Origin of the sequence: Streptomyces sp. NPDC048644 (assembly GCF_043199105.1) — a bacterium.
GTDB lineage: Bacteria > Actinomycetota > Actinomycetes > Streptomycetales > Streptomycetaceae > Streptomyces.
In genome coordinates this window covers 22,921-44,062 of record NZ_JBICVO010000029.1, presented here as the reverse complement: position 1 = coordinate 44,062, position 21,142 = coordinate 22,921, and the positions used below count along the sequence as shown (strand labels likewise).

At 70.8% G+C, this 21,142-nt stretch carries 18 protein-coding genes; 11 read left to right on the top strand and 7 right to left on the bottom strand.

What is annotated here, in order from left to right:
* Positions 1-358: 358 nt before the first annotated feature.
* Positions 359-817 (bottom strand): protein-tyrosine phosphatase family protein, encoded by a 459-nt coding sequence (locus tag ACGFNI_RS34995; RefSeq protein ID WP_393689643.1) that lies wholly within the window; start codon positions 815-817, stop codon positions 359-361.
* Between the two features lie 376 nt (positions 818-1,193).
* Positions 1,194-2,528, bottom strand: coding sequence for an aminotransferase class V-fold PLP-dependent enzyme (locus ACGFNI_RS34990; RefSeq protein WP_393689637.1), 1,335 nt, complete (start codon positions 2,526-2,528; stop codon positions 1,194-1,196).
* 474 nt (positions 2,529-3,002) lie between these two features.
* Between ACGFNI_RS34990 and ACGFNI_RS34985 the strand changes: the two genes are divergently transcribed.
* The 9 genes from ACGFNI_RS34985 (at position 3,003) to ACGFNI_RS34945 (ending at position 14,217) form a co-directional block, all read left to right on the top strand.
* Complete coding sequence (locus ACGFNI_RS34985; RefSeq protein ID WP_393689636.1) at positions 3,003-4,046, top strand: ParB/RepB/Spo0J family partition protein; 1,044 nt, start codon at positions 3,003-3,005, stop codon at positions 4,044-4,046.
* A gap of 1,369 nt (positions 4,047-5,415) precedes the next feature.
* Positions 5,416-6,435 carry an NAD(P)/FAD-dependent oxidoreductase gene (locus ACGFNI_RS34980; protein ID WP_393689635.1) on the top strand — a complete coding sequence of 340 codons (1,020 nt, stop codon included), beginning with the start codon at positions 5,416-5,418 and terminating at the stop codon, positions 6,433-6,435.
* The gene (locus tag ACGFNI_RS34975) at positions 6,432-6,731 is read left to right on the top strand and encodes a 2Fe-2S iron-sulfur cluster-binding protein (RefSeq protein ID WP_393689634.1); all 300 of its coding nucleotides are present in this window, start codon (positions 6,432-6,434) and stop codon (positions 6,729-6,731) included. Before ACGFNI_RS34980 ends, ACGFNI_RS34975 begins: the two co-directional genes overlap by 4 nt.
* Positions 6,732-6,834: 103 nt before the next feature.
* Positions 6,835-7,587, top strand: coding sequence for a hypothetical protein (locus ACGFNI_RS34970; protein ID WP_393689633.1), 753 nt, complete (start codon positions 6,835-6,837; stop codon positions 7,585-7,587).
* Between the two features lie 67 nt (positions 7,588-7,654).
* Positions 7,655-9,076, top strand: coding sequence for an acetyl-CoA carboxylase biotin carboxylase subunit family protein (locus ACGFNI_RS34965; protein WP_393689632.1), 1,422 nt, complete (start codon positions 7,655-7,657; stop codon positions 9,074-9,076).
* Positions 9,073-10,398, top strand: coding sequence for an acetyl-CoA carboxylase biotin carboxylase subunit family protein (locus ACGFNI_RS34960; RefSeq protein ID WP_393689631.1), 1,326 nt, complete (start codon positions 9,073-9,075; stop codon positions 10,396-10,398). Before ACGFNI_RS34965 ends, ACGFNI_RS34960 begins: the two co-directional genes overlap by 4 nt.
* Entirely contained in the window at positions 10,395-11,663 is a 1,269-nt protein-coding gene (locus ACGFNI_RS34955; RefSeq protein WP_393689630.1) for an acetyl-CoA carboxylase biotin carboxylase subunit family protein, read from the top strand. Before ACGFNI_RS34960 ends, ACGFNI_RS34955 begins: the two co-directional genes overlap by 4 nt.
* On the top strand, positions 11,660-12,559 hold the full coding sequence (locus tag ACGFNI_RS34950) for an EamA family transporter (protein WP_393689629.1): 900 nt from the start codon (positions 11,660-11,662) through the stop codon (positions 12,557-12,559). The genes ACGFNI_RS34955 and ACGFNI_RS34950 overlap by 4 nt, the downstream gene beginning before the upstream one ends.
* The gene (locus tag ACGFNI_RS34945) at positions 12,559-14,217 is read left to right on the top strand and encodes a DUF885 domain-containing protein (protein ID WP_393689628.1); all 1,659 of its coding nucleotides are present in this window, start codon (positions 12,559-12,561) and stop codon (positions 14,215-14,217) included. Before ACGFNI_RS34950 ends, ACGFNI_RS34945 begins: the two co-directional genes overlap by 1 nt.
* A gap of 396 nt (positions 14,218-14,613) precedes the next feature.
* On the opposite strand, the gene ACGFNI_RS34940 is transcribed toward ACGFNI_RS34945, so the two are convergent.
* Entirely contained in the window at positions 14,614-15,072 is a 459-nt protein-coding gene (locus ACGFNI_RS34940) for a winged helix-turn-helix transcriptional regulator (protein ID WP_393689627.1), read from the bottom strand.
* 84 nt (positions 15,073-15,156) lie between these two features.
* On the opposite strand from ACGFNI_RS34940, the gene ACGFNI_RS34935 reads away from it, so the two are divergent.
* Positions 15,157-16,398, top strand: coding sequence for an MFS transporter (locus tag ACGFNI_RS34935; RefSeq protein WP_393689626.1), 1,242 nt, complete (start codon positions 15,157-15,159; stop codon positions 16,396-16,398).
* Between the two features lie 138 nt (positions 16,399-16,536).
* On the opposite strand, the gene ACGFNI_RS34930 is transcribed toward ACGFNI_RS34935, so the two are convergent.
* The 4 genes from ACGFNI_RS34930 to ACGFNI_RS34915 all read right to left on the bottom strand — a co-directional run bounded on the left by ACGFNI_RS34930 (position 16,537) and on the right by ACGFNI_RS34915 (position 19,590).
* Entirely contained in the window at positions 16,537-18,075 is a 1,539-nt protein-coding gene (locus tag ACGFNI_RS34930) for a hypothetical protein (RefSeq protein WP_393689625.1), read from the bottom strand.
* Positions 18,076-18,523: 448 nt separating this feature from the next.
* Positions 18,524-19,021: a hypothetical protein gene (locus ACGFNI_RS34925; RefSeq protein ID WP_393689624.1), complete on the bottom strand. Its 498-nt coding sequence runs from the start codon at positions 19,019-19,021 to the stop codon at positions 18,524-18,526.
* Between the two features lie 237 nt (positions 19,022-19,258).
* The gene (locus tag ACGFNI_RS34920) at positions 19,259-19,465 is read right to left on the bottom strand and encodes a TetR family transcriptional regulator C-terminal domain-containing protein (protein ID WP_393689641.1); all 207 of its coding nucleotides are present in this window, start codon (positions 19,463-19,465) and stop codon (positions 19,259-19,261) included.
* Positions 19,462-19,590 carry a hypothetical protein gene (locus ACGFNI_RS34915; protein ID WP_393689649.1) on the bottom strand — a complete coding sequence of 43 codons (129 nt, stop codon included), beginning with the start codon at positions 19,588-19,590 and terminating at the stop codon, positions 19,462-19,464. The genes ACGFNI_RS34920 and ACGFNI_RS34915 overlap by 4 nt, the downstream gene beginning before the upstream one ends.
* 291 nt (positions 19,591-19,881) lie before the next feature.
* On the opposite strand from ACGFNI_RS34915, the gene ACGFNI_RS34910 reads away from it, so the two are divergent.
* Positions 19,882-21,075: an MFS transporter gene (locus ACGFNI_RS34910; RefSeq protein ID WP_393689622.1), complete on the top strand. Its 1,194-nt coding sequence runs from the start codon at positions 19,882-19,884 to the stop codon at positions 21,073-21,075.
* Positions 21,076-21,142: the final 67 nt, after the last annotated feature.

Below are 21,142 nucleotides of genomic sequence, written 5' to 3'. Positions count from 1 at the left end.
TCGGCACGGTGAGCGTCCACAACTTTCGCTCAGTTGGCCGGAATCTTCCCTCGGCACCGAGGAAAAGCCAGCCGGAGCACGAGAATGCGAAACGGGTTCGGCGTTACGGCGTGTGGCGCTGCCGCTTGGGCACAGTTCGGTCTTGCTGCTGACCGACCTGGAGGTACGACCGGAGTGTCTCCTGCGACATAACCCTCGCGCTGGCAATACGTGGCGATCAGCATCGCGGCCAGGTTCATCGTGTCCGCGGCGTCCGTGGGCTGCCGCTCCACCTGCCACTACTGGTTCACCACAGCGCGCTCTGGCGTAGTGCCGTCTCCCGCTTTGAAGTTCGGCCGGCGCGCCGGGGCCGAGGGGGTTACGACTGCCGTGAGCCGGGGGCGTGAGCGGCGAATGCTCGGCGGATGAACCGCCGTTGCCAGGACACCTCGACCGCACGGGGGTGGTAATTCCGCCGCATCCAGGTGACGGCCTCCTTGGGGTCCATGCCCTCGAAGACGCACATCACGGACAGCGCCGTACCGGTCCGCTCAACTCCGCCCCCACAACAGACCTCGATGCGTTCGCTCGCGGCGCGCTCATAGGCGAGGCGGAGTTTGCGGATCGCGTCGTCGGGGTCGGCGGGTAGCGAGAAGTCCCGCCAGGGGGTCCACATGGACTTCCAGGGCAGCTCGGGTGGCCGGTTACCCGTCAAATGTATGGCGAGCGTGGGTGTCTGCCCCTCCGGCAGGTCATTTCTCAGCCCTCGTCCCCGAATCAGCCGTCCCGAGGGAAGCCGAATCACTCCCGGAGTACCGGTGTTCCATTGTTCGGCCATCATGGCTCCCGTTCCGATCGGTTACGTAGGAGTCTGTTGCCGACCATGCGATCATCCCCAGCGGGATCTGGGGAAGCGCCTGTTGGGCATGGAAGACAGCACAGAGTTCTGTGCCGCCACTCGTGAACCCATGGAGTGGCGGCGCGCTGAGTTACCTCTCGCACGGCCGTCGGATTCGGTGCGTTCGACGCCGAGTTTGCGCTCGGCTATCGGCTATCGGCGATGAGGCGGGGAATGCTGCGAGTGTGGGTGTGGCTGTGGGTGCGGGTTTTGGGTTGTTGGGTGTGTCGTTGGTTGTGGGTGTGGGGGAGGGGCGGTCCTTTGCCCTGCAGGTGTGGGGTTTGGACCGTCCCTGTCCGTGAGTTTCCGTGGTGGGTTAGGTGAGTGTGTGTATGACGTTGAGGGCTTTGTTGATGTCGTGGGGGGAGTTGATGATTCCGGCGGAGAAGCGTGTGTGGGGGGTGGAGTAGGGGGTGCTGCTGGCGATGACGTGGTGGTTGCGGAGGGTTTGTACGACGGTTTTGGGGGTGTGGCCGTGGACGTCGAAGCAGACGAAGCCGGCGGAGTGGTGGGGGTTGAGGGGGGTGTGGAGGGTGACGTGTTTCATGCGGGCGAGGCCTTCTTTGAGTTGGCCGTTGAGTTCGAGGATGCGGTTTTGGATGCGGGTGCGTCCGATTTGCTGGTGGAAGCGGAATGCTTCGATGGTGGCCCATTGGTGTTCGTAGGCGAAGAAGCCGCCGGGGCTGACCCATGAGGCTTCGGTGGGGCCGGTGGGGGGTCGTTCTTGTCGCCAGGCGTCTTCGGGTTCTTTGGCCATGATGCTGGGGATGGTGGGTTGGAGGAGTGCCCAGTTTTGGGGTTTTGCCCAGATGATTCCGGTGCCGTGGGGGCCGAGGATCCATTTGTGGGTGCCGGCGGAGAAGAAGTCGCAGCCCATGGCGGCGACGTCTTCGTCGATGACGCCGAAGCCGTGGACTCCGTCGACGACGAGGAGGATGCGGTTTTCTTCGTTGCGGTTGCGGTTGAGGTCGGCGATGGTGTCGGCGATCCGGGTTATGGGGAGGCGTACGCCGGTGTTGGAGTGGACCCAGGTGACGCCGACGACGCGGGTGTGGGGGCGTACGGCGGCGCGTATCCGTGCGATGGCTTTGTCGGGGGAGAAGTTCAGTGAGGATTCGTAGAGGGGTATTTTGCGTACGCTGGCGCCCCATTTGTCGGCGGCCAGGCGCATGGATTCGTGGTGCGGGTAGAATTCGTGGGTGGTGGTGAGGATTTCCTGGCCTGCTTTGAGGCGCAGGCCGTTGTAGATGAGGGCGAGTCCCATCGTGGTGCTGCTGGTGAGGGCGATCTCGTCGGGCTGTCCGCCGACGTATTCGGCGGCGGCGGCGCATACGTCGCGCCATTTCATGTCCTGGTCGCGCTCGAACATGTTGTCGTCGAGGAAGTTGTACGGGTTCTCGTCGAATGCCCTGCGGTATTTGGCGATCGCCTCGCGGACGGGGGCCGGGTTCGAGGCGAAGAAGAAGTTCGACAGGTGTGCGAGGTCGGGCGAGAGCAGGAACTGTGCGCGGACGGACTTCCAGTCGTGCGGCACGAAGGGCTGGGGCGCGGCCTTTTGTGCGGCGGTGGCGATGTTTCCCACGGACCCTAAGGCCAGTGAGGAAGCCGCGATGCCGGAGCCGGCCAGGATTTTGCGACGTGAAAGAGGCACGATTACTCCTCTATGAAGAGTTACGCAGTGACTGCGTATCGCCGGATGAAGACAGCTGTGGTGTGTCGAAGTCGTTTTTTCCGGGGTTCACTATCGAAGGATCCCATTCCGCCTGTCAAGGGCGTTATCCGAAACCCCGGCCGTGAAATGTTGCGTGTTTGTGAAGATTCGGCGGCGTGTCCGCGGGCTGAACCGGCCGTGTCTTGTGCGGGAACTGTCCGGGAAGTCAGGGATGCGGGCGGGGGCGGATCGCCGTGGTGAACGGCTGGATCCGGACGGTCGCCGGAATCTCGTGAACCGGGTCCGGATGCTCAATGGCGGGGCGGGCGGCGGGGAAACCGCCGGCCGGTGCTCCGGGGCGGCGGTGAAGGGCCCGGGTGGGGCTTGACGGATCACGATCATTGATCGTTAACTTCGATCGTTAACTATTTCCTATCTATCTGTCATATGACAAGAGGGGGAGTGGTGGGGGCGTTGGCATACTTATTAGAGACAACAGCTCTGGAGATCGGGGCGACGGTGGGCGGCGGGTGCGCCGAGGTCCATCTGGTGCCGGTCGCTTCCCTGGTGGCTGCGGATTCGCCGCGTCTGGACGGGCTGAGCCGGGAGCATGTCGAGGTGCTCGCCCAGCGGGATATCGCGCCGATCCTGGTGCACCGGGACACCCGGCGTGTGGTCGACGGGATGCACCGCCTCCAGGCCGCCCGGCTGCGGGGGGAGCGGGTGATTCCGGTCCGGTATCTGGAGGGTCCGGTCAGTGAGGTCTTCATCCACTCGGTGGCGGCCAATGTCACCCATGGCCTGCCGCTGACGCTCAAGGACAGGAAGGCCGCGGCCGGGCGGATCCTGGCCTCGCACCCGGATCTGTCGGACCGTGCGGTCGCGCGGATCACCGAGCTTTCCCCCAAGACCGTCAGCGCCGTGCGCCGTGCTTCGACTGAGGAAGTTCCTCAGTCGAAGGTCCGGGTGGGGGCGGACGGCCGCTCCCGCCCGCTCGATGCGGCGCGGCGCCGGGAGGCGGCACGCGCCTTCCTCGCCGAGCACCCCGGCGCCACGCTCCACGAGATCGCCGCCAGCGCGGGGGTGTCGGTCAGCACCGCGTGCGAGATCCGGCAGCGGATGCGGCGCGGTGAGCAGGCTCCCGCGCCGCCGCGCCTGCGGGTCGCACGCGAGGGCCGGGACTGGAGCCGGCCGGACGGCGCCGCGGCGCCGTCCGGCAGCCAGGGCCAGGGCCAGGGCCAGGGGCAGGGGCAGGGTCAGGGTCAGGAGTGCGGCCGGGTGCAGCGCATCGAGACTCTGGCGAAGGACCCCTCGCTCCGGTTCACCGAGTCCGGGCGCGCACTGCTGCGCTGGCTGAACGAGCGCGCGCCGGATCTCGAGGCGGGCCGGCAGCTGATGGCCGCGGTGCCGCTGCACTGCGCGGTCGCCGTCGCGGATGTGGCCAACTCCTACGCCCGGGAATGGCAGCGGTTCGCCAGCGTCCTGGACCAGGCCGTCGGCGACGCGGTCGAGGGATAAGCGCGCGCCGTGAGCGGGACGTCCAGGCACCGGCGGACACCCCGCCGGCAACGGCAAGCCCCCTCCGGCATGGCAAGGACCCGCCTCCGGCGGCAAGGGCCCGTCAGTGACGACGAGGCCCCGCCTCCGACGGCAAGAACCCGCCTGTGACGACGAGGACCTGTCGGCGATGGCAAGGTCCCTCCGGCAATGACAAGGCCCCGCCTCCGACGGCAAGGGCCCCCGGCGACGGCAAGCCCCCACTTCCGACGGCAAGGACCCGTCAGTGACGATGAGGACCCGCCTCCGACGGCAAGATTCCGCCTGCGACGACGAGGACCTGTCGGCGATGGCAAGTCCCCTCCGGCGACGGCAAGGCTCCGCCTGCGACGGCAAGGACCTGTCGGCGACGGCAAGGGCCTGCCTGTGACGACGAGGACCCGTCGGCGATGGCAAGTCCCCTCCGGCGACGGCAAGGACCCGCCTGTGACGACAAGGACCTGTCAGCGACAACGAGGACCTGTCAGCGACCACTCGGCGCGCTTGCGGGCCCGCAGCTTGGCCGCCTCGGAGGACCTGTCGGCGACGGCGAGGACCCGCCTGCAACGACAAGAACCCGTCAGTGACGACGAGGACCTGTCAGCGACGGCAAGGGCCTGCCTGCGACGACGAGGACCCGTCGGCGATGGCAAGTCCCCTCCGGCGACGGCAAGGACCCGCCTGTGACGACGAGAGCCTGTCAGCGACGGCAAGGGCCCTCCGGCAACGGCAAGAACCCGCCTGCGACTACAAGGACCTGTCGCCGACGGCAAGGTCCCGCCTCCGACGGCAAGAACCCGCCTGCGACGACGAGGACCTGTCAGCGACGGCAAGACCCTTCCGCCGACGGCGAGGACCCGTCGGCGACGGCGAGGACCCGTCGGCGACGGCGAGGACCCGTCGGCAACGGCAACGGCAAGTCCCCTTTGGCAACGGCAAGAACCTGTCAGCGCCGGCAAGAACCCGTCAGCGCCGGCAAAGGCCCGCCTGCGACGGCAAGAACCCGCCGGCAGCGGCAGCGGCAGCGGCAGTGGCGGGGCCCGCTCTGGTCCGGCCTGGTCCGTTCCGGTCCGGAATGGGGCTCGTAATTCCGTCCATGTATATGGACGGGCGGAGTTCCGGATTCTTTTCTTGACGGCATGATCAGAACCCTGAATGATGAAATCGCACTCGGCGGTATATTTCCTCCGGCCGGGCATGGACCCCGAAAAAGACTCCTCGTAATAACCGGCCGACCGGCCGCGTGATTGAGGCAGCCGAACTGTTCGACCGGACGTGGAATTCGACCGGACGTGGAATTCGACCGAACGTCAAAGGGCCTGGAGTTCAGAATGAATCAAGGGGGGCTCAAGTGGAGACGACCGTAGTCGGCGCGGAGACGAGCGTGGACGTGGCCGTCGTCGGAGCGGGGCCGGCCGGCCTGTACGCCGCTTACTGTGCGGGATTCCGGGGGCTTTCCAGCGCAATAGTCGACGCACTTCCGGAGCCGGGCGGCCAGATAGCGGCCCTCTATCCGGAAAAGAAAATCTATGACGTCGCCGGCCACGCGGCCGTACGGGGCCGGGAACTGATCGACCAGCAGGTCGCCCAGGCCGCGCCGTTTCGTCCGCGCTACCTGCTCGGCAGGACGGCGGCCTCCCTGACCCCCGGCGAGGACCGGGACCAGGGGGCGGGCTGGACGGTCGCCCTGGAGGACGGCGGGCGGGTACGTGCCCGGGCCGTCGTGATCGCCGCCGGCCTCGGCCGCTCCGTCCCGCGCACCCTGCCCGGCCTGCGGCCCTACGAGGGGCGGGGCGTGGCCTACCACGTGCCGCGCCTGGAGGAGCACCAGGGCCGTGACGTGGTGATCGTGGGCGGCGGCGACAGCGCCGTCGACTGGGCCCTGGCGCTCGCCCCCCTGGCCCGGTCGGTCACCGTCGTCCACCGCCGCACGGCCTTCCGCGCCCACGAGCACAGCGTCAAGCAGATGTACGCGGCCGATATCCGCGTGCTGGCCGAGGCGCAGGTGACGGCCTGCACGGGCGCCGGCCGCCTGGAGGAGGTCCGCGTGTCCAGCGGCGGGGAAGAGCTGACGCTGCCCGCACAGGCCCTGGTCGCGGCACTGGGCTTCATCACCGGCCTCGGCCCGCTCGCCGACTGGGGCCTGCGGGTGGAAAACCGCCAGATCGCGGTCGACCGGGCGATGCGCACGAACCTGCCGCGGGTCTACGCGGTCGGCGACATCTGTACCTACCCCGGCCGCGTCCCGCTCATCTCGGTGGGCTTCGGCGAGGCGGCGACCGCCGCCAACCACGCCGCCCTCGAACTGCGTCCCGGCTCCCGCCTCGCGCCGGCGCACTCCACCGACCCCGACACCGCGCCGCTGTCATGACCCTGAAGAAGCTGGTCATCCTCCCGTCGGGAACCGAGATCCTGCTTCCCGCGGATTCCCCCCTCACCGAAGTCGAGTACGAGAGCACGCAGCGGCTCATCCCGTTCGGATGCCGTTCCGGCTCGTGCGGCGCGTGCGTCGTCGAGGTGCTGGAGGGCTTCGCCTCCCTCGGCGAGGCCGACGACGACGAACTCGACTTCCTCGAAGACCTCGGCCGGACCGGCGGCGGCCACCGCCTGGCCTGCCAGTGCCGGCTGCGGGGCGACGCGACCGTCCGCGTCGCCGACGACATCTGACCCGCTCGCCCGGACGTCCGAGCCCACGCTCGCACCGAACGTCGAGCACCCATAAGAAACCCACACAAACGCACAACACGAGAAGCATGAGAAAGGTGACACCATGCCGAACCGCGTGACCAACGTCGGCTACGGGGACCGCACTCCGTTCCTCAACGCCTCTGCCTCGGCCAAGCTGCGCGCCGAGATCGACGAGGTCCTCGACCAGCAGGTCCTGGAGTGGTACGCCAACGTCCCCGAGGCCGCACACCTCGAGGGCAAGAACGTCGACTCCGAGTACTACAAGCGCAACCTGATCGAGACCGCCTGGCGCATCCGGCTGCTGCGGGTCTCCGAGGCCAAGGCCCTGGTGGAGATCGCCAAGCGCAGCCCGGAGGCGGCGCAGGTCTGGGCCAACTACGAACAGGAGGAAATGCTCCACGACGAGCTGTTCATCACCGACCTGGCGAAGGTGGGGGTGACGCGTGAGCAGTTCCTGGCCACCGAGCCCTACCTGTCGACGAAGCTGCTGACCGGGTACTTCTCCTACCTCCTGGACCACGAGGGCCCGCTCGGCGTCGTCGCGTACTCCTACCTGGTGGAGTACGTGAACGTGAAGCTGGAGCCCAAGAAGCTGGAGGCGCTCAAGGGCTCGGTCGGCGAGAGCAACATCGGCGGCCAGATCAACCACTCGCACACCGACATCAACGACGACCACCCCGGCGAGGTCTGGGCGGCCGTGCGCCACCTGCTCCAGAGCGACGACGACGTCGCCGCGTTCAAGCGGTACCTCCGCGAGCACCAGTCGATCCTGGCGCAGTACTTCGAGGAGCTCTACCTGGACACCATCGCCAAGGCCGAGAAGCAGCCGGCCTGAGTCCTGTCCTGACAGCGGGGGCGCGGCGCGAGACCGCCGCGCCCCCGCCCGCCGGTGAGGAGGCCGGATGAGCATGGAAAACGCCAGGGGAGTGCTGCTGCTCAGCCATGTCGGGTTCTCGTTCATGGAGGACCTCGTCGCCGTGGTCAGGGCGCGGGGGCTGAACGTCTACGTGCTCAGCTCGCTGCCCGAGCCGCAGCACCAGCAGTCCAGGCCCGGCGCGCTGGCGGACCTCGCCGACGACGTCCGGGTCAGCGCCGGGCACGTGCTGAGCGAGCACGACGTCGAGGACTACCTCGGCCAACTCAAGACCGCCGGCACGCAGGTGCTGGGCTGCCTGACCGTCTGGGAGGGCTACCGGCACCTGATGGCGCTGGCCAACGCCCGCCTGGGGGTGCCGGACCTGGAGGAGAAACAGGTCCTTGAACTGCGCGACAAGCTGACGCTGCGCAACCGCCTGGCCGACGCCGGCCTCAGCCGGGGCCGGGCATCCGCCCTCACCCCCGCAACGCTCGCCGCCTGCCGGCGCGAGGGCAAGCGGTACTTCATCAAGCCGGTCAGCGGCATCGCCTCGTTCGGCGCGTTCCCGCTCACCCCCAGCACGACCTGGGCCGACCTGGAACGCATCGCCGCCGAGGCCCGCGCCGACACGGTCTACGCCAGCGCCTTCACCACCGAGGCGGACCCCGCCGGCCCGGACACGAGCGCAGACCACAACGCAGACCGGAACGCGGACCGGGACGCGGACCACAGCGCGGGTTTCGGGATGGAGTTCCTCATCGAGGACTACGTCCCCGGGCAGGAGTTCAGCTTCGAGGTCATCGTCGTCGACGGCACCCCGCACGTGGTCGCCATACACGAGAAGTGCGAGGTGACCGAGACGGCCGGCACCGTCCTGGAGAACGCCTGCGTCAGCCCGCCCACGAGCCTGTCCCAGGAAGAGACCGCCGCCGGCCTGCGCTGGGTGGCGAGCGCACTGCAGACCCTCGGCCTGGACTGGGGCTGCTTCCACATCGAGGCACGCCACGCCCCCGCAGGCTGGGACCTGATCGAGGTCAACCCGCGCGTCGGCGGCAGCCTGATCTCGCCCAGCGTGGCGGCCCTGACCGGCGGCACCGGCCTGCTCGACCTGTGGCTGGACTCCCAGCTCACCGCCGGCCGGCCCGGCGCATTCCGCCAGAGACTGACGGACCTGTCGTTCACGGCGGACGGCACCACCCCCAGCCCGAACGCGACGTTCTTCCGCGTCTTCTTCGCCGACCCCGGCACGATCCGCCGGGTGGGACTCAACGACGGCCTCCCGCTCAAGCCGGCCCTCTCCCACGTCCTGCTGGGGCCCGGCGACGTGGTGGAGTCCTCCTCACGCGAGGTGTTCCTGGGCCAGATGCTCTGGCACATGGACCTCGCCGGCCGCGAGACGGTCCTCGCCGGCCTGCTGCCCGCATCCGAGCACGCGATCGAGATCGAGTACGAGACGGAGCGCGGATGACCAGGCCGATACTCCTCATCGTCGACTACAACCTGAGCCGGATCGACGAGGTCCGCCACCTGCGCGACCACGCCCGCGAACGCCACGGCGCGACGGTGGTCCTCATCCGCGCCGACCCCACCGACGCCGACCACGCCATGGCCGACGAGGTCATCGACCTCGACCCGCTGCGCGACGACTTCGCCGAGGTGGGCGAGAAGCTGCTCGGCGACCGGCGCGGGCAGATCCGGGCGGGCATCGTCTTCTCCGACAACGCCGTACGCAGCGGCGCCGCACTGCTGGAGCGCCTGGGCGTCCCGGTCGACTCACCGCAGCTGGCCGAGGGCGCGTTCTCCAAGTACCGCCACCGCCTGGGCGAGGCACGCGTCGCCGACCTGCTGGCCGCACAGCGGATCATGGTGCCCGACTTCGCCGAGATCGCCTCCCTCGACCAGCTGCGGGACTTCGCCCGCGACCACCGCGAGGGCTTCGTCGTCAAACCCGCGGCGGAGGGCAACAACCGGGGCGTCGTCGTGGTCCGCCACGGCGACGACCTCACCGCGGCGTTCGCCGAGGTCCTGCCCTACCTGGAGGGCGGCGTCATCTGCGAAGAACTCATCCCCTACCGGCGCGAGTACTCCTTCGACGGGCTGGGCCCGCTGGCGTTCCTCACTGAGAAGATCAGCGCACACGGCCGGTATCCCGTCGAGATCGCGCAGGTGCTGCCCGCCGGCGTCGACGAGCACGAACGCGCCACGCTGGAGCGCGCGGGGCGGCAGGCGAACTGGCTGGTCGGCCAGTGCGACGGGCCGTTCCACAACGAGATCAAGCTCAGCGACGACGGGCTGCGCGCCGGGGTCGTGGAGCCCAACCGGCGGCCGGGCGGGATGAAGATCTGGTCGCTGGCCCGCTGGGTCTACGGCATCGACCTGCACCACCGCTGGGTGGACGCGGCCTTCGGCACGGCCGCCGACGCGGGACGGCTGGTGCCCGGCTGCTCGGCGGCGACGGTGATGCTCGGCGTCGGCAGCGACCGCTCCTTCTGCCCCCGCGACGTCGCAGCCGGCACCGACCCGTTCACCGACGCCGTGCACGCCACCGCCGAACGCTTCGGCCTGGCCGAGGGGGAGCTGACCGTCACGGAGTTCTCCTGGCTCTCGCCCGAGCGCCGCGACCTGCACGCCGTCGCCCGCGACAACGCGGACTTCGCCGCCCAGGGCTGCATCGTCCTGCGCGGCGACCGCGCCGACATCCGCACCGTCGTCCACGCGCTGCGCGACGCCTGGTCACACGCCCTGGACCGGGCCCTCGCCCTCCCCGCACCCCTCAGGAAGGCCCGATGAAGATCCTCGTCCTGCACCGTGTGCCCTACTTCAAGATCGAATACCATCGCGGGATGTCCCACGACCGGCACGAGGTCACGTATTTCGGAACCGACCGGGCGTTAGCCACCCTGCCGCCCGACCTGCGCTGCGAGCGGGTCAGCCGGCCGGGCACCCGCCCGGCCTTCGAAGAGGCCCTGGACTGGCTGGCGCAGCAGCCCCGCGACTTCGACCGGGTCATCTCGGTGTCGGAGTACGAACTGCTCGACGCCGCCCGGCTGCGCAAGCACCTGGGCGTGGCGGGCGCACCGGTGGACCAGGTCGCGCTCGCCCGCGACAAGGTCCTGATGAAGCAGGCGGTCCAGGACGCCGGCCTGCGGGTGCCGCGCTTCCTGCCGCTGCCCCGCTTCCTCGAACCCGGCGGCCAGGTGCCCTGGCACGGACCGACCGTCCTCAAGCCGCACCGCGGCGCCTCCAGCGAGGACGTGCTCGTCTTCGACACCCCGCAGCAGGCCGCCGCCGCGCTCACCTCGCACCGCACCGGCGTCGCCCGCCTCGACGCCGGCAGCGGCCTGGACGACTTCGAGGCCGAGGAGTTCGTCTCCGGCCCGATCCGCCACTTCGACGGCCTGGTGCAAAACGGCGAGGTCCTTCTCCTGACCGCGAGCGAGTACGTGGGCACCTGCCTGCAGTACGCGCAGGGCTCGCCGATGGGCTCCTTCCAGATCGCCTTCGGCGAGCAGACACACGCCTGGGTCTCACGCGCCCTGGCCGCCGTGCAGATCGAGGACGGCAGCTTCCACCTCGAAGCGATCGTCCACGAAGGGGAGTTGGTCTTCCTCGAAGTCGGCAACCGGGTCGGGGGAGCCGACGTGGTGGCCACCGTGGAGCTGGCCACCGGCGTCCACCTGCCCTCCTACGAACTGCGCGTCCTGCTCGGCGAGCCCGTCGCCGGGACACTCCCCGCCCCGCCCGCCGACCGGCGCCGCTACGGCTGGTTCGTCCACCCCGGCCACCACCTGGCCGGGCAGGAGTTCCAGGCCCTGGAGGGAGCCGCGGCGTTCCGCGCCAGCCCGCGCGTGGTGACCTGGAACGAACTGCCCCCCGGCGCACCGCTGCCCGGCCACATCACCTACCAGGCCGGGGAGACGGTCCTCGCCGGGATCGTCGCCTCCGACGCCCACGAGGACACCCGGGACTGGATCGCCGGCCTGTTCGGCTCCCTCTCGGTCCGCACCCGCCCGGCCGCCTCCATATCTCCATCTCCGGAACAGGTCTCTGCATGAAGAAACAGCACATCCTGCTCGCGGTGCTCGTCACCGCGATCTGGGGCCTCAACTTCTCGGTCATCAAGATCGGGCTCGAAAGCGTCGACCCGCTCATCCTGGCCGGGATCAGGTTCGCGCTCAGCGCACTGCCCGCGGTGTTCTTCCTCAAGCGGCCCCAGGTGCCGTGGCGGTACACCATCGGCTACGGGCTGGTGTTCGGCGTCGGCCTGTGGGGCGTGGTGAACCTGGGCATCAAGGCCGGCGTGTCATCGGGGATCGCATCGCTGGTGCTGCAGTTCAGCGCGTTCTTGACGATCGTGCTCGGGGCCGTGGTCTTCCGCGAGTCGCTGTCGCGGTTCCAGTACCTGGGGATCGCCGTCGCCCTGGCCGGCCTGTTCTCGATCACGTTCGTCACCGACGGCACGGTGACGATCGCCGGCGTCGCGCTGGTGCTGTTCGGCGCCGTCTCCTGGAGCGTGGCCAACGTCATCCTCAAAAAGGCCGCACCCAAGGAGATGCTGGCGTTCCTGGTGTGGTCGAGCCTGTTCTCCCCCCTCCCGCTGTTCCTGCTGGACCTGGCCGTCAACGGCACCAGGGGCTTCGTCGAACTGCCGCACCAGATCGGGTGGGCGGCCATCGCCTCCCTCCTCTTCCAGGCGTACCCGAACACCGTGCTGGGATACGCCGTGTGGAACTGGCTGCTGCGCGAATACCCGGTCTCCACCGTCGCACCGCTCTCCCTGCTCGTTCCCGTATTCGGCGTACTGGGCTCAGTAGTGATCTTCAACGAGGCGCTGCCCCCGCTCAAACTGGTCGCCGGAGCACTGATGGTCATCGGCCTGGTCATCGGCCTGTACGGCAAGCGGCTCACCGAGTCCCAGATCGCCACCCGCCTCCCGACGGTGAGCCGCTGATGGGCACCCTGAACGCTCTCACCGACCGGTACATGGACGAGATGGCCGTCCTCGACCCGTGCCTGGCCTCGATGATAGGCATCGCCGGGCAGGAAGAGCGGCTGACCGACTTCGGCCCGCAGGCGGCGCAGGCACGCACCGAACTGGCGCGCCGCACGCTGAGGGCACTGGAGGCCACGCCGGTCGCCGGGAACGCGGAGCGGGTCGCGGCGGCGGTGCTGCGCGAGCGGCTCGCCACCGAGGTGGCCCTGGCCGACGCCGGCGCCTACGGCACGCTGCTGGACACCCTCGACGGGCCCGTCCAGCGGATACGGCAGACGCTGGGACTGCTGGACCAGGGCGCCGGCACCGCGTGGGAGGCGCTGCTGGCACGGCTGCGGGCCGTGTCCGCAACGCTGGCAGGGCTGCGCGAGAGCCTCCAGGCCGCCCGCCGCGCCGGCCGCATCGCGCCGCGCCGCCAGGTGATCCGCAACGCCCAGGACTGCCGGGACATGCGGCAGTACCTGGCGGGACTGCCCGCCGGGCACGGCGACGGCGCTCTGCGGGCCGCCCTGGAGGAGGCCGCCGCGGCGGCGAACGAGGCCCTGACCGGGTTCGCGGCGTACCTGTCCCAGGAACTGGCCCCGGACGCGCCTCAGCTGGACGCGCTGGGCGGGGACCGCTACCAGCTGGGCGTGCGGGAGTTCCTCGGCACCCACCTGGATCTGGCGCAGACCTACGCGTGGGGCTGGGACGAACTGGCCCGGGTGCAGCGGGACATGGCCACCGCGGCGGCGCAGATCGCGCCAGGCGAGCCGGTGCCCGCGGTACTGGCGGCGCTCGACGCCGACCCGCGCCACCAGGTGAAGGGAGCGGCGGCGTTCCGCGACTGGATCCAGGAGCTCGCCGACGGCGCCATCGCCGACCTCGACGGGACGCACTTCGCGATCCCCGCACCGCTGCGGCGCATCGACTGCCGCATCGCCCCCGCCGCCAACGGGCCCGCCTACTACCTGGCGCCCAGCGAGGACCTCTCGCGCGCCGGGACGGTCTGGTGGCCGCTGGCCGACCCCGACGCGCCGATCCCGACGTGGATGGTGCCGAGCACGATGTTCCACGAAGGCGTCCCGGGCCATCACCTCCAGCTGGGCGTGACGACCCTCAACACCACCACCCTCAACCGGTTCCAGCGGCTGTCGTCCGAACTGCACCCCGGACACGTCGAAGGGTGGGGCCTGTACGCCGAGCGGCTGATGGACGAACTGGGCTACCTCGCCGACCCGGCGCACCGGCTGGGGATGCTGGCCGGCGGGCAGCAGATGCGCGCCGCGCGCATCGTGCTGGACATCGGGCTGCACCTGCAGCTCCCGATCCCCGCGGGCACCGGGTTCCACGAGGGGGAGCGGTGGACGCCGCTCCTGGCCCGCGAGTTCCTCACCGGGCACTGCGGGCTGGGCCCGCCGGGGTTCGTCGACTTCGAGATCGACCGGTACCTGGGACGCCCCGGCCAGGCCATCGCCTACAAGCTGGGCGAAAAGGTCTGGCTTCAGGCACGGGACGAGGCCCGCCGCCGCGACGGCGCCGCGTTCGACCTCAAGCAGTTCCACCACCACGCCCTGGACCTGGGCCCGATGGGCCTGGACCTGCTGCGCGCCGAACTGGGCCGCACGGAGGACTGACCACCAGGCATGCCCGGGGGGATGGTCCGGCGGGCTGCCGCGGCGCCACGGCAGCCCGCCGGACCATCCCCCGGACACGCCCCGCGCCCTGAGCCGTCGGCGCGCCCGCCGCCCCGGCCCGCCTGCCGGCCCGCCCGGCCGCGCCCGGGGGCGGCGTGCCGTCCAGCAGACCGGGGCGTCACCGCACAGCACCGCGCTGCACCCGGTCTCCGCCCGGTCTCCGCCCCGCCACCGGCAGGCCCGCACCCGGCGCCGGGCCGGTGACCGTGACGCCATGGCCGCCAGGCCGCCTCCTCCTCCACCACCATCACCTCCGTCTGCGCCGCCTCCGCCTTCTGTGGCGGGCGTGGGGGCGGCGGGGTGTCCGCGAGGTCTCAGGGTGGCGGGGCCTGCTTTCTACCGGGTCCTGTGCACGTGGGTGGTGTCGGTGCCGAGGGGGGTGCCGTCGGCACCGGTGGGGGCGATGTCGGGCACGGGGGTGCCGTGCTCGTCGACCAGGGTGGAGTGGGTCTCGCCGGGGGCGAAGGCATGGCGTTCTCCCCACTGCCGCAGGGTGAGGACGACGGGGAAGAGGTCGCGGCCGGCGTCGGTGAGCACGTATTCCTGGCGGCGGCCCGAGGGCGCGGTGCGCTGGGCGAGGAGCCCGTGGGCGGTGAGCTTGCGCAGCCGGTCGGTGAGGATGTTGCGGGCGATGCCGGTGCGGCGCTGGAACTCGGTGAACGAGCGCGTCCCGTCCATCGCGTCGCGGATGACGAGAAGGCTCCACCTGTCGCCGACGAGGTCGAGGGTGCGGGCGACGGGGCAGTCGGGGTCGGTCCAGTCGGGGTTCGGGGCGCGCATGGTGGTGCGCGGCATGACACCTCCCAGTTGAGTTGCGGATTGAAACCATCATGCCGTACGGTCAAAGCGGTTGCAATCTGCTACTGATTGGGGAGTCCGATGAACGTGTGGCGGCGGTTGCTGCTCGCGGTGGTGTGTGGTGTCGCGGTGGCGAGTATCTATGCCGCTCAGCCGGTGCTGGAGGTGATGGGGCGCGACCTCGGCTTACCGGCACAACTCAGCGGATGGATCGTCTCGACCGGCCAGTTCGGCTATCTCGCAGGACTGCTGCTGCTGGTCCCGCTCGGCGACGTGGTCGCCGACAGGCGCCGGCTCATCGCCGTGCACCTGGCGGTCACCGCGGTGGGCATGATCCTGACGGCCGCGGCGTCCGCCGCATGGATGGCGTTCGTGGGCCTCGCGGCGGCCGGGGTGTTCGCGGTCGTGGTGCAGACCACCGTGGCCTACGCCGCGTCGGTCTCGCCACCGGCCGAACGCGGACGGAACATCGGCGTCGTGACCTCGGGCGTCGTGGTCGGCATCCTCGGCGCGCGCGTCGTGACCGGCTCGCTCGCCGAGGTGTGGGGCTGGCGGAGCATCTACGTCGTGCTCGCGGTCCTGTCCATCGGCCTCGCGGCCCTCGTCCTGGTCGGACTGCCGTCGGAGGAGCGCACCAGCCAGCCTTCGGGATACAGGCAGGCGGTCGCCTCCATCGGCTACCTGTTCGGGCAGCGCACCTTCCTGACGCGCGGGCTCATCGCGTTCTTCCTGTTCGCCTCGTTCGGAACCCTGTGGAGTGGACTGTCCCTGCCGCTGGCGGGCTCGCCCTGGCACCTGAACGAGAGCCAGATCGGACTCTTCGGCATCGTCGGACTCGCCGGCGCACTCGGCGCGGCACGCGCCGGACGCTGGGCGGACGCGGGGCGGGCGAGGCCGGTCAGCGGCATCGCACTCGTCCTGCTGATCCTCTCGTGGGCGGGCATCGCGCAGCTGCCGTGGACCCTGTGGTTCCTCGTCGTCGGAATCGTGGTGCTCGACTTCGCGGTCCAGGCCGTGCATGTGAGCAACCAGCACGTGCTCACCTCCGCGTTCCCCGAGCGCCTCAGCAGCGTCATCGGCAGCTACATGGTCTTCTACTCACTCGGCTCCGCCCTCGGCGCCGCCGCGACCACCGCCCTGTTCACCAGCCACGGCTGGGTGGGCTCCAGCATCCTCGGCGCCGGATTCGCGGCCTGCGCACTGATCGTCTGGGCGACCGACAGGCGACGCCCCCTCGCCGGCGCGACCCCCCGCTCCGAGAAGGCGGACACACACCAGACGCAGGCGGAAACCCAGGGCACCGAAGCCGGACAGGCTCTTTGAGCACTGTCTGGCCTCCGTAGCCCAGAACCCGGGCCTTCTTCCCGCATCGCACGAAACGCGAGACGGCGAGAAGGCCCGGGTCGCTCCCTGCGGACGCACCGGCTCTCCGGGCGGCCCGGCCAGGACCGGCTCCGGCCATCACGGACGGGCCGGCGGCCACGGCACCTGGCGCACCCGGTGAAGCGTGTCCTGGTCGGTGAGGGTTTCGCAGTTGTCGAAGTCGGCGCCGCTGCTTGCCCTGCCGCAGGTGTCGTCGCCGTCGCCGCCGTCGACGCCGGCCATGAGTGCCCTGCCGTGGAGGGTGAGGGTGTCGTCGCCGGCGTCACCCGCGAAACGGGCGTTCAGGGACGTGCCGCGGGCGGGTTGGCCGGCGGTCCCGACGGTGAGGGTGTCGTCGCCGTCGGGCATCTGCCCACCGCCCCGGATGCCGGCCCCCTGCACCGCGTAGACGTTGTCGGTTGTGCCCTCTCCCAGGCTGAGGGCAATACTGTCCGCGCCCGCACCGCCTTCCACCGTGTCCGGGATGTCGGACGGGACGTCAAAGAAGCCGACAACCGCGGGTCCGGCCTCACTTGAGGAGGAGCCGTTGCCGCCGGTGACGGAGAGGCGGTCGTCGCCCCCGTCCCCGCGCACCGTTCCTGCCAGTGCGGTCCCGCCGGGCCGGTCGGGGAAGATGCTGCTGGAGTTGGTGCCGCCGTTGCCGCCGGTGAGGGTGAGGGTGTCGCCCGCCTCGAAGTCCAGCAGTCCCGGCACCGGATCCCCGCCCGCCACGACACCCGCAGGCGCTACCGCGAATCCCGCGAATCCCGCGTTGCCGATGCCGGAGTTGGCGGCGCCGTCGCCGCCGGTGGCGGTGATGATGTCCCCGCGTGCTCCGCCGGACACCATCCCGGCCACGGCGCTGCCGCCGCTGCCGCTGCTGCCGGATTCGCCACCGCTGGCCCCGACGCCGCCGTCGCCGCCGAAGACCTCGATGGTGTCCGCCCCGTCCCCGGCGTCCAGCAGGGGATCCAGGCCCGGATCCCCGCCGTGCACCGCGCCGGTGAAGACACCGGGCACGCCGACCACGCCGTCCCCGCCGTCCGCGCCGGGGCCGCCGTTGCCGCCGCGGACGGTGATGCCGTCCGTCCCCGCCCCGCCCCGTACCTCTCCCCAGACACCGTCCCCGGCCGCAGTCGCGGCGCCGACGTCCGGGCTGCCGCTCCCGCCGGCCAGCGTGAGGGTGTCGTCGCCGTCGCCGCCGTGGACCAGGCCGCCCTCGGCCACAGCCTGGCCTCCTGAGATGTTGACGGTGCCCGTGCCGGCACCGCCGGTGACGGTGAGGGTGTCATCACCCGCACCACCGCGCACGGCGCCCGACACCCCGTCCCTCTCCACCACCACATCCGCGGACTTTCCGGTGACCGTGACGGTGTCATCGCCGTCGCCGGCGTCGATCTGGCCGGCCACCTTCCCGTGCACGGTGATCTGATCGTCGCCGCCCAAACTGTCGATCACCTGCCCCGCCGCAACCCCGTCACCGCAGGTGATCACGTCAGGCCCGGCCGTCGCCGTCCCCGTGCAGCCCGGCGGCAGCGCCGCGTGCGCCACCCCCGCCCACAGCAGCGGCGACAGCCCCACCAGCCCCACCACCAGCACCCGTCCCACGGTCCGCGCCGCCCTCGCCCGTCTGTTCACCCGCACCCTCACCAACCCCTCTCGCCACACACGCCCCGCCGGACCGAGAAGCGGGCCCGCCCCGCGGCCCCGTGCCTGTGGTGCGGCTGATACCGGAGCCGGACCTCCGCAGCCCGGACAGACATGCCCCGCAGGCGGCTTCGGACATCGCGCTCCTCCGGCAGGCGGAGCCGGACGGCCTCATGCTGCGCGGGCACGGCCGTCAGGTCACGCCTTCCTCCGCAAAACCACCAGATCGATGGAAACGGCATAGGAGCGGGCAGGCACCGCACCCGCCGGCTTCCCGCGCCGGCGGCCACCCAGCACGGCGATCCTCCTGCCCCCACCGGGAACACCGGCCCCGTCACACCGGCCCCGTCGCACCGGCCTCGTCGCACCGGCCTCGTCGCACCGGCCTCGTCGCACCGGCCTCGTCGCACCGGCCGCCGCGCAGGATGCTTCTCCTCCTTCATGCCCAACGGGCGCCGTCGGCGGGCCGGTTGACCAGCGAGGCCGCCCGGTTTCCGGCCGCGAGGCCGTAGAGCGCGAGCAGCACGTCAGAAGGGCGCCCCGCCCCACAGGACGCCCATGGTGTGGGAGCCCGCGAGCCGTCCGCTGACGACGTTGCCGATGACGGTGCCCGCGCCGTACAGGACGAAGAGCAGGGGGACGGCGCCCGGGGAGAAGCCGCCCAGCTCGGTGAGGATGGGGGAGAGGTAGCGAAGGCGGCGAACACCGCGCCGATGAGCAGGGCGTTGGTCCGTACGCCGTCCAGAGCCTGCCGCTGCGGAACACGGCGAGTTCGGAGCGCAGCTGGACGCCCTGGGGCGGGGATGTGCCGCACCAGGGCGATGACGAGCACCAGGCACAGGGCGACGAGGGCGTCCACGGCCCAGAAGCCGGCCCGCCGGCCCAGGTGCTGATCGACGAAGGTGGCGAGCGGGAGCCCGGCCACATTGGCGATCATGAACCCGCCGAAGATCACGGACAGGGCGCGCCCGGCGCGGCCGGGGCCGACGAGACCGGCTCCGGCGGACGCGGCGATACCGAAGAAGGCCGCCCGAAAAAGCGCGACGCCATGCCGCCGCCGCGCTGGTGTCCGGCCCCGGACGCATCAGAGAGCGGACAGCGCCCCTTCCGCGATGTCCACAAGCACCTGCCGGTCCTCATCGCCCTGCTCAGACGCGCAGCCCGTAGTACGCGCTCACCAGATGACGCGCCTCGCCGCGCTGCGCGGCGACCGCGCCGCGCCGAGTTCACCGGAGCACTGCCCCTCGGCGATCACGGCCTCCAGCCGGTCCTCGACGCGGGCGAAATGCCGCCGCACGACCGCCTTCACCTCGCCGTCCGAAGCCGCCATCTCCATGGCGGAGTTGATGGCGAAGCAGCCGCGGCGCCGGTGCCCGGTCAGGTCCTCGTCGATGCCCGCATCATGAGCGCACGCAACCGGTCCTTCACCGGGCCTGGCCCCTCCAGGAACTCCTCCTGCACGGCATCGCCCGTCTCGTAGTACGCCCGCAGGGCACGCAGGAACAACTCGTGCTTGCTGCCGGAGATGTTGCAGAGGCTGCCCCGGCCCAGGCCGGTACCCGCGCACAGATCCTCGGCCGAGTCTCCCGGTAACCCCGGTCCACCTCCATCGCGGCGGCCACCACGCGGTCCTCTTCGAACTCCTCGGCCTCGCCATGACAGGGAACGCACCCGTTATGGAACAGGCAGTCAAAAACCGTGGGGCGCCCTCGGGGACCGGCCCGTGCTGCGCCGAGCCCGGCCCGGCAAAACCGTATGGTGATGACCGCCCGTTCCCGGACCTGGGGGAGAGAACCCGTGCGGACCGAGTTAGAGCCCGAGCCCGAGACCGAGACCGAGACCACCGGCAAGCGGTCCGTACGGCACGCGCTGCTGATCTCGCTGGCGAGCGGCATCGGCTATCTGCCGTTCGCTTTGACCATCCCGGTCCTGCCCGGCTACGTCACAGGCCGTCTGCACGGCGGCCCGGCGGAGGTCGGCGCGGTCATCGGCGGTTACGCGCTGACCGCGCTGCTGTCCCGCCCGGTGTCGGGCGCGCTGATGAACCGCCTCGGCGCCCGGGCCCTGACCATCGGCGGAGCGGTGCTGACCACGCTCGCCACCGTCTGCTATCCGCTCGCCGGATCGGTCGCCGGACTCATCGGCCTGCGCCTGCTGGTGGGCGTCGGCATGGGCGTGGTGCTGGCCGCGACCGGGGTCTGGCCGGTGCAGCTGGTCGCCAAGGACCGGCAGAGCTGGGCACTGGGACTGGGCGGCACCGTCAACTATGTGGCCATCGGCCTGGGCGCTCCGCTGGGTACCTTGACCGATCACCTGGCGGGCACGGCGGCCACGTTCGTGATCGCCGGGCTGATCGCCCTGCTCGTCATCCCCATCGCCCTGTGCGTACCCGAGGTGCGCTTCCCCCCGAAGACGGAGCGGACCGGCACCGGACAGGGCCGGGCACTGCTCGGCACCGTGCTGCCCAGCGTCGCGCTGATCTTCACCGCGTTCGGCTTCGCGGCCGTCTCCAGCTTCGCGGTCGCGAAGTTCAACGCCCTCGGTATCGCCGGGGGAGCAGCCGTGGTCACCGCGTACTCCCTGACCGTGGTGCTGCTGCGCATAGCGGGCACCTGGATCCGCTGGGAGGCCACGCGGCCCGCGGCGCTCGCCTGCCTGTTCCTCGTCGAGGCTCTGGGGATCGCGCTCATCGGAGTCGCGGACGGCCTCGGCGCCGGGGTGATCGGCGGCGTCCTCATCGGTGTGGGCATGTGGCAGATCTACCCGGTGCTGGGACTGTTCGTGGTGCGCTCGGTCAGCGAACGCCGGCGTGCCACGGCGCTGTCGGCCTTCGGGGCCTGCTTCACCGCGGGCCTCGCCGCCGGCAGCGGCTCCCTCGGGCTGGTCGCCCAGGCCGCCGGATATCAGGTGATGTTCCTCGTCTGCGCGGCCTGTGTCGGTCTGGGACTGCTGGTGGCCGTGGCCACGGCCCGCGTCGCCCGGATCGGCTGACAATCCCCGACACGGGGTGCACCCGGCGGCCGTCGGCCTCCACAGCAGGAGACGACGGCCGCCGGTG

Excerpts from the sequence above, each read along its gene's own strand:
- ACGFNI_RS34940 (WP_393689627.1), bottom strand. The coding sequence starts at position 15,072 with ATGCCGCGCACCACCATGCGCGCCCCGAACCCCGACTGGACCGACCCC.
- ACGFNI_RS34925 (WP_393689624.1), bottom strand. The coding sequence starts at position 19,021 with ATGATCGCCAATGTGGCCGGGCTCCCGCTCGCCACCTTCGTCGATCAG.
- ACGFNI_RS34935 (WP_393689626.1), top strand. The coding sequence starts at position 15,157 with ATGAACGTGTGGCGGCGGTTGCTGCTCGCGGTGGTGTGTGGTGTCGCG.
- ACGFNI_RS34945 (WP_393689628.1), top strand. The coding sequence starts at position 12,559 with ATGGGCACCCTGAACGCTCTCACCGACCGGTACATGGACGAGATGGCC.
- ACGFNI_RS34970 (WP_393689633.1), top strand. The coding sequence starts at position 6,835 with ATGCCGAACCGCGTGACCAACGTCGGCTACGGGGACCGCACTCCGTTC.
- ACGFNI_RS34955 (WP_393689630.1), top strand. The coding sequence starts at position 10,395 with ATGAAGATCCTCGTCCTGCACCGTGTGCCCTACTTCAAGATCGAATAC.
- ACGFNI_RS34960 (WP_393689631.1), top strand. The coding sequence starts at position 9,073 with ATGACCAGGCCGATACTCCTCATCGTCGACTACAACCTGAGCCGGATC.
- ACGFNI_RS34950 (WP_393689629.1), top strand. The coding sequence starts at position 11,660 with ATGAAGAAACAGCACATCCTGCTCGCGGTGCTCGTCACCGCGATCTGG.
- ACGFNI_RS34965 (WP_393689632.1), top strand. The coding sequence starts at position 7,655 with ATGAGCATGGAAAACGCCAGGGGAGTGCTGCTGCTCAGCCATGTCGGG.
- ACGFNI_RS34995 (WP_393689643.1), bottom strand. The coding sequence starts at position 817 with ATGGCCGAACAATGGAACACCGGTACTCCGGGAGTGATTCGGCTTCCC.
- ACGFNI_RS34975 (WP_393689634.1), top strand. The coding sequence starts at position 6,432 with ATGACCCTGAAGAAGCTGGTCATCCTCCCGTCGGGAACCGAGATCCTG.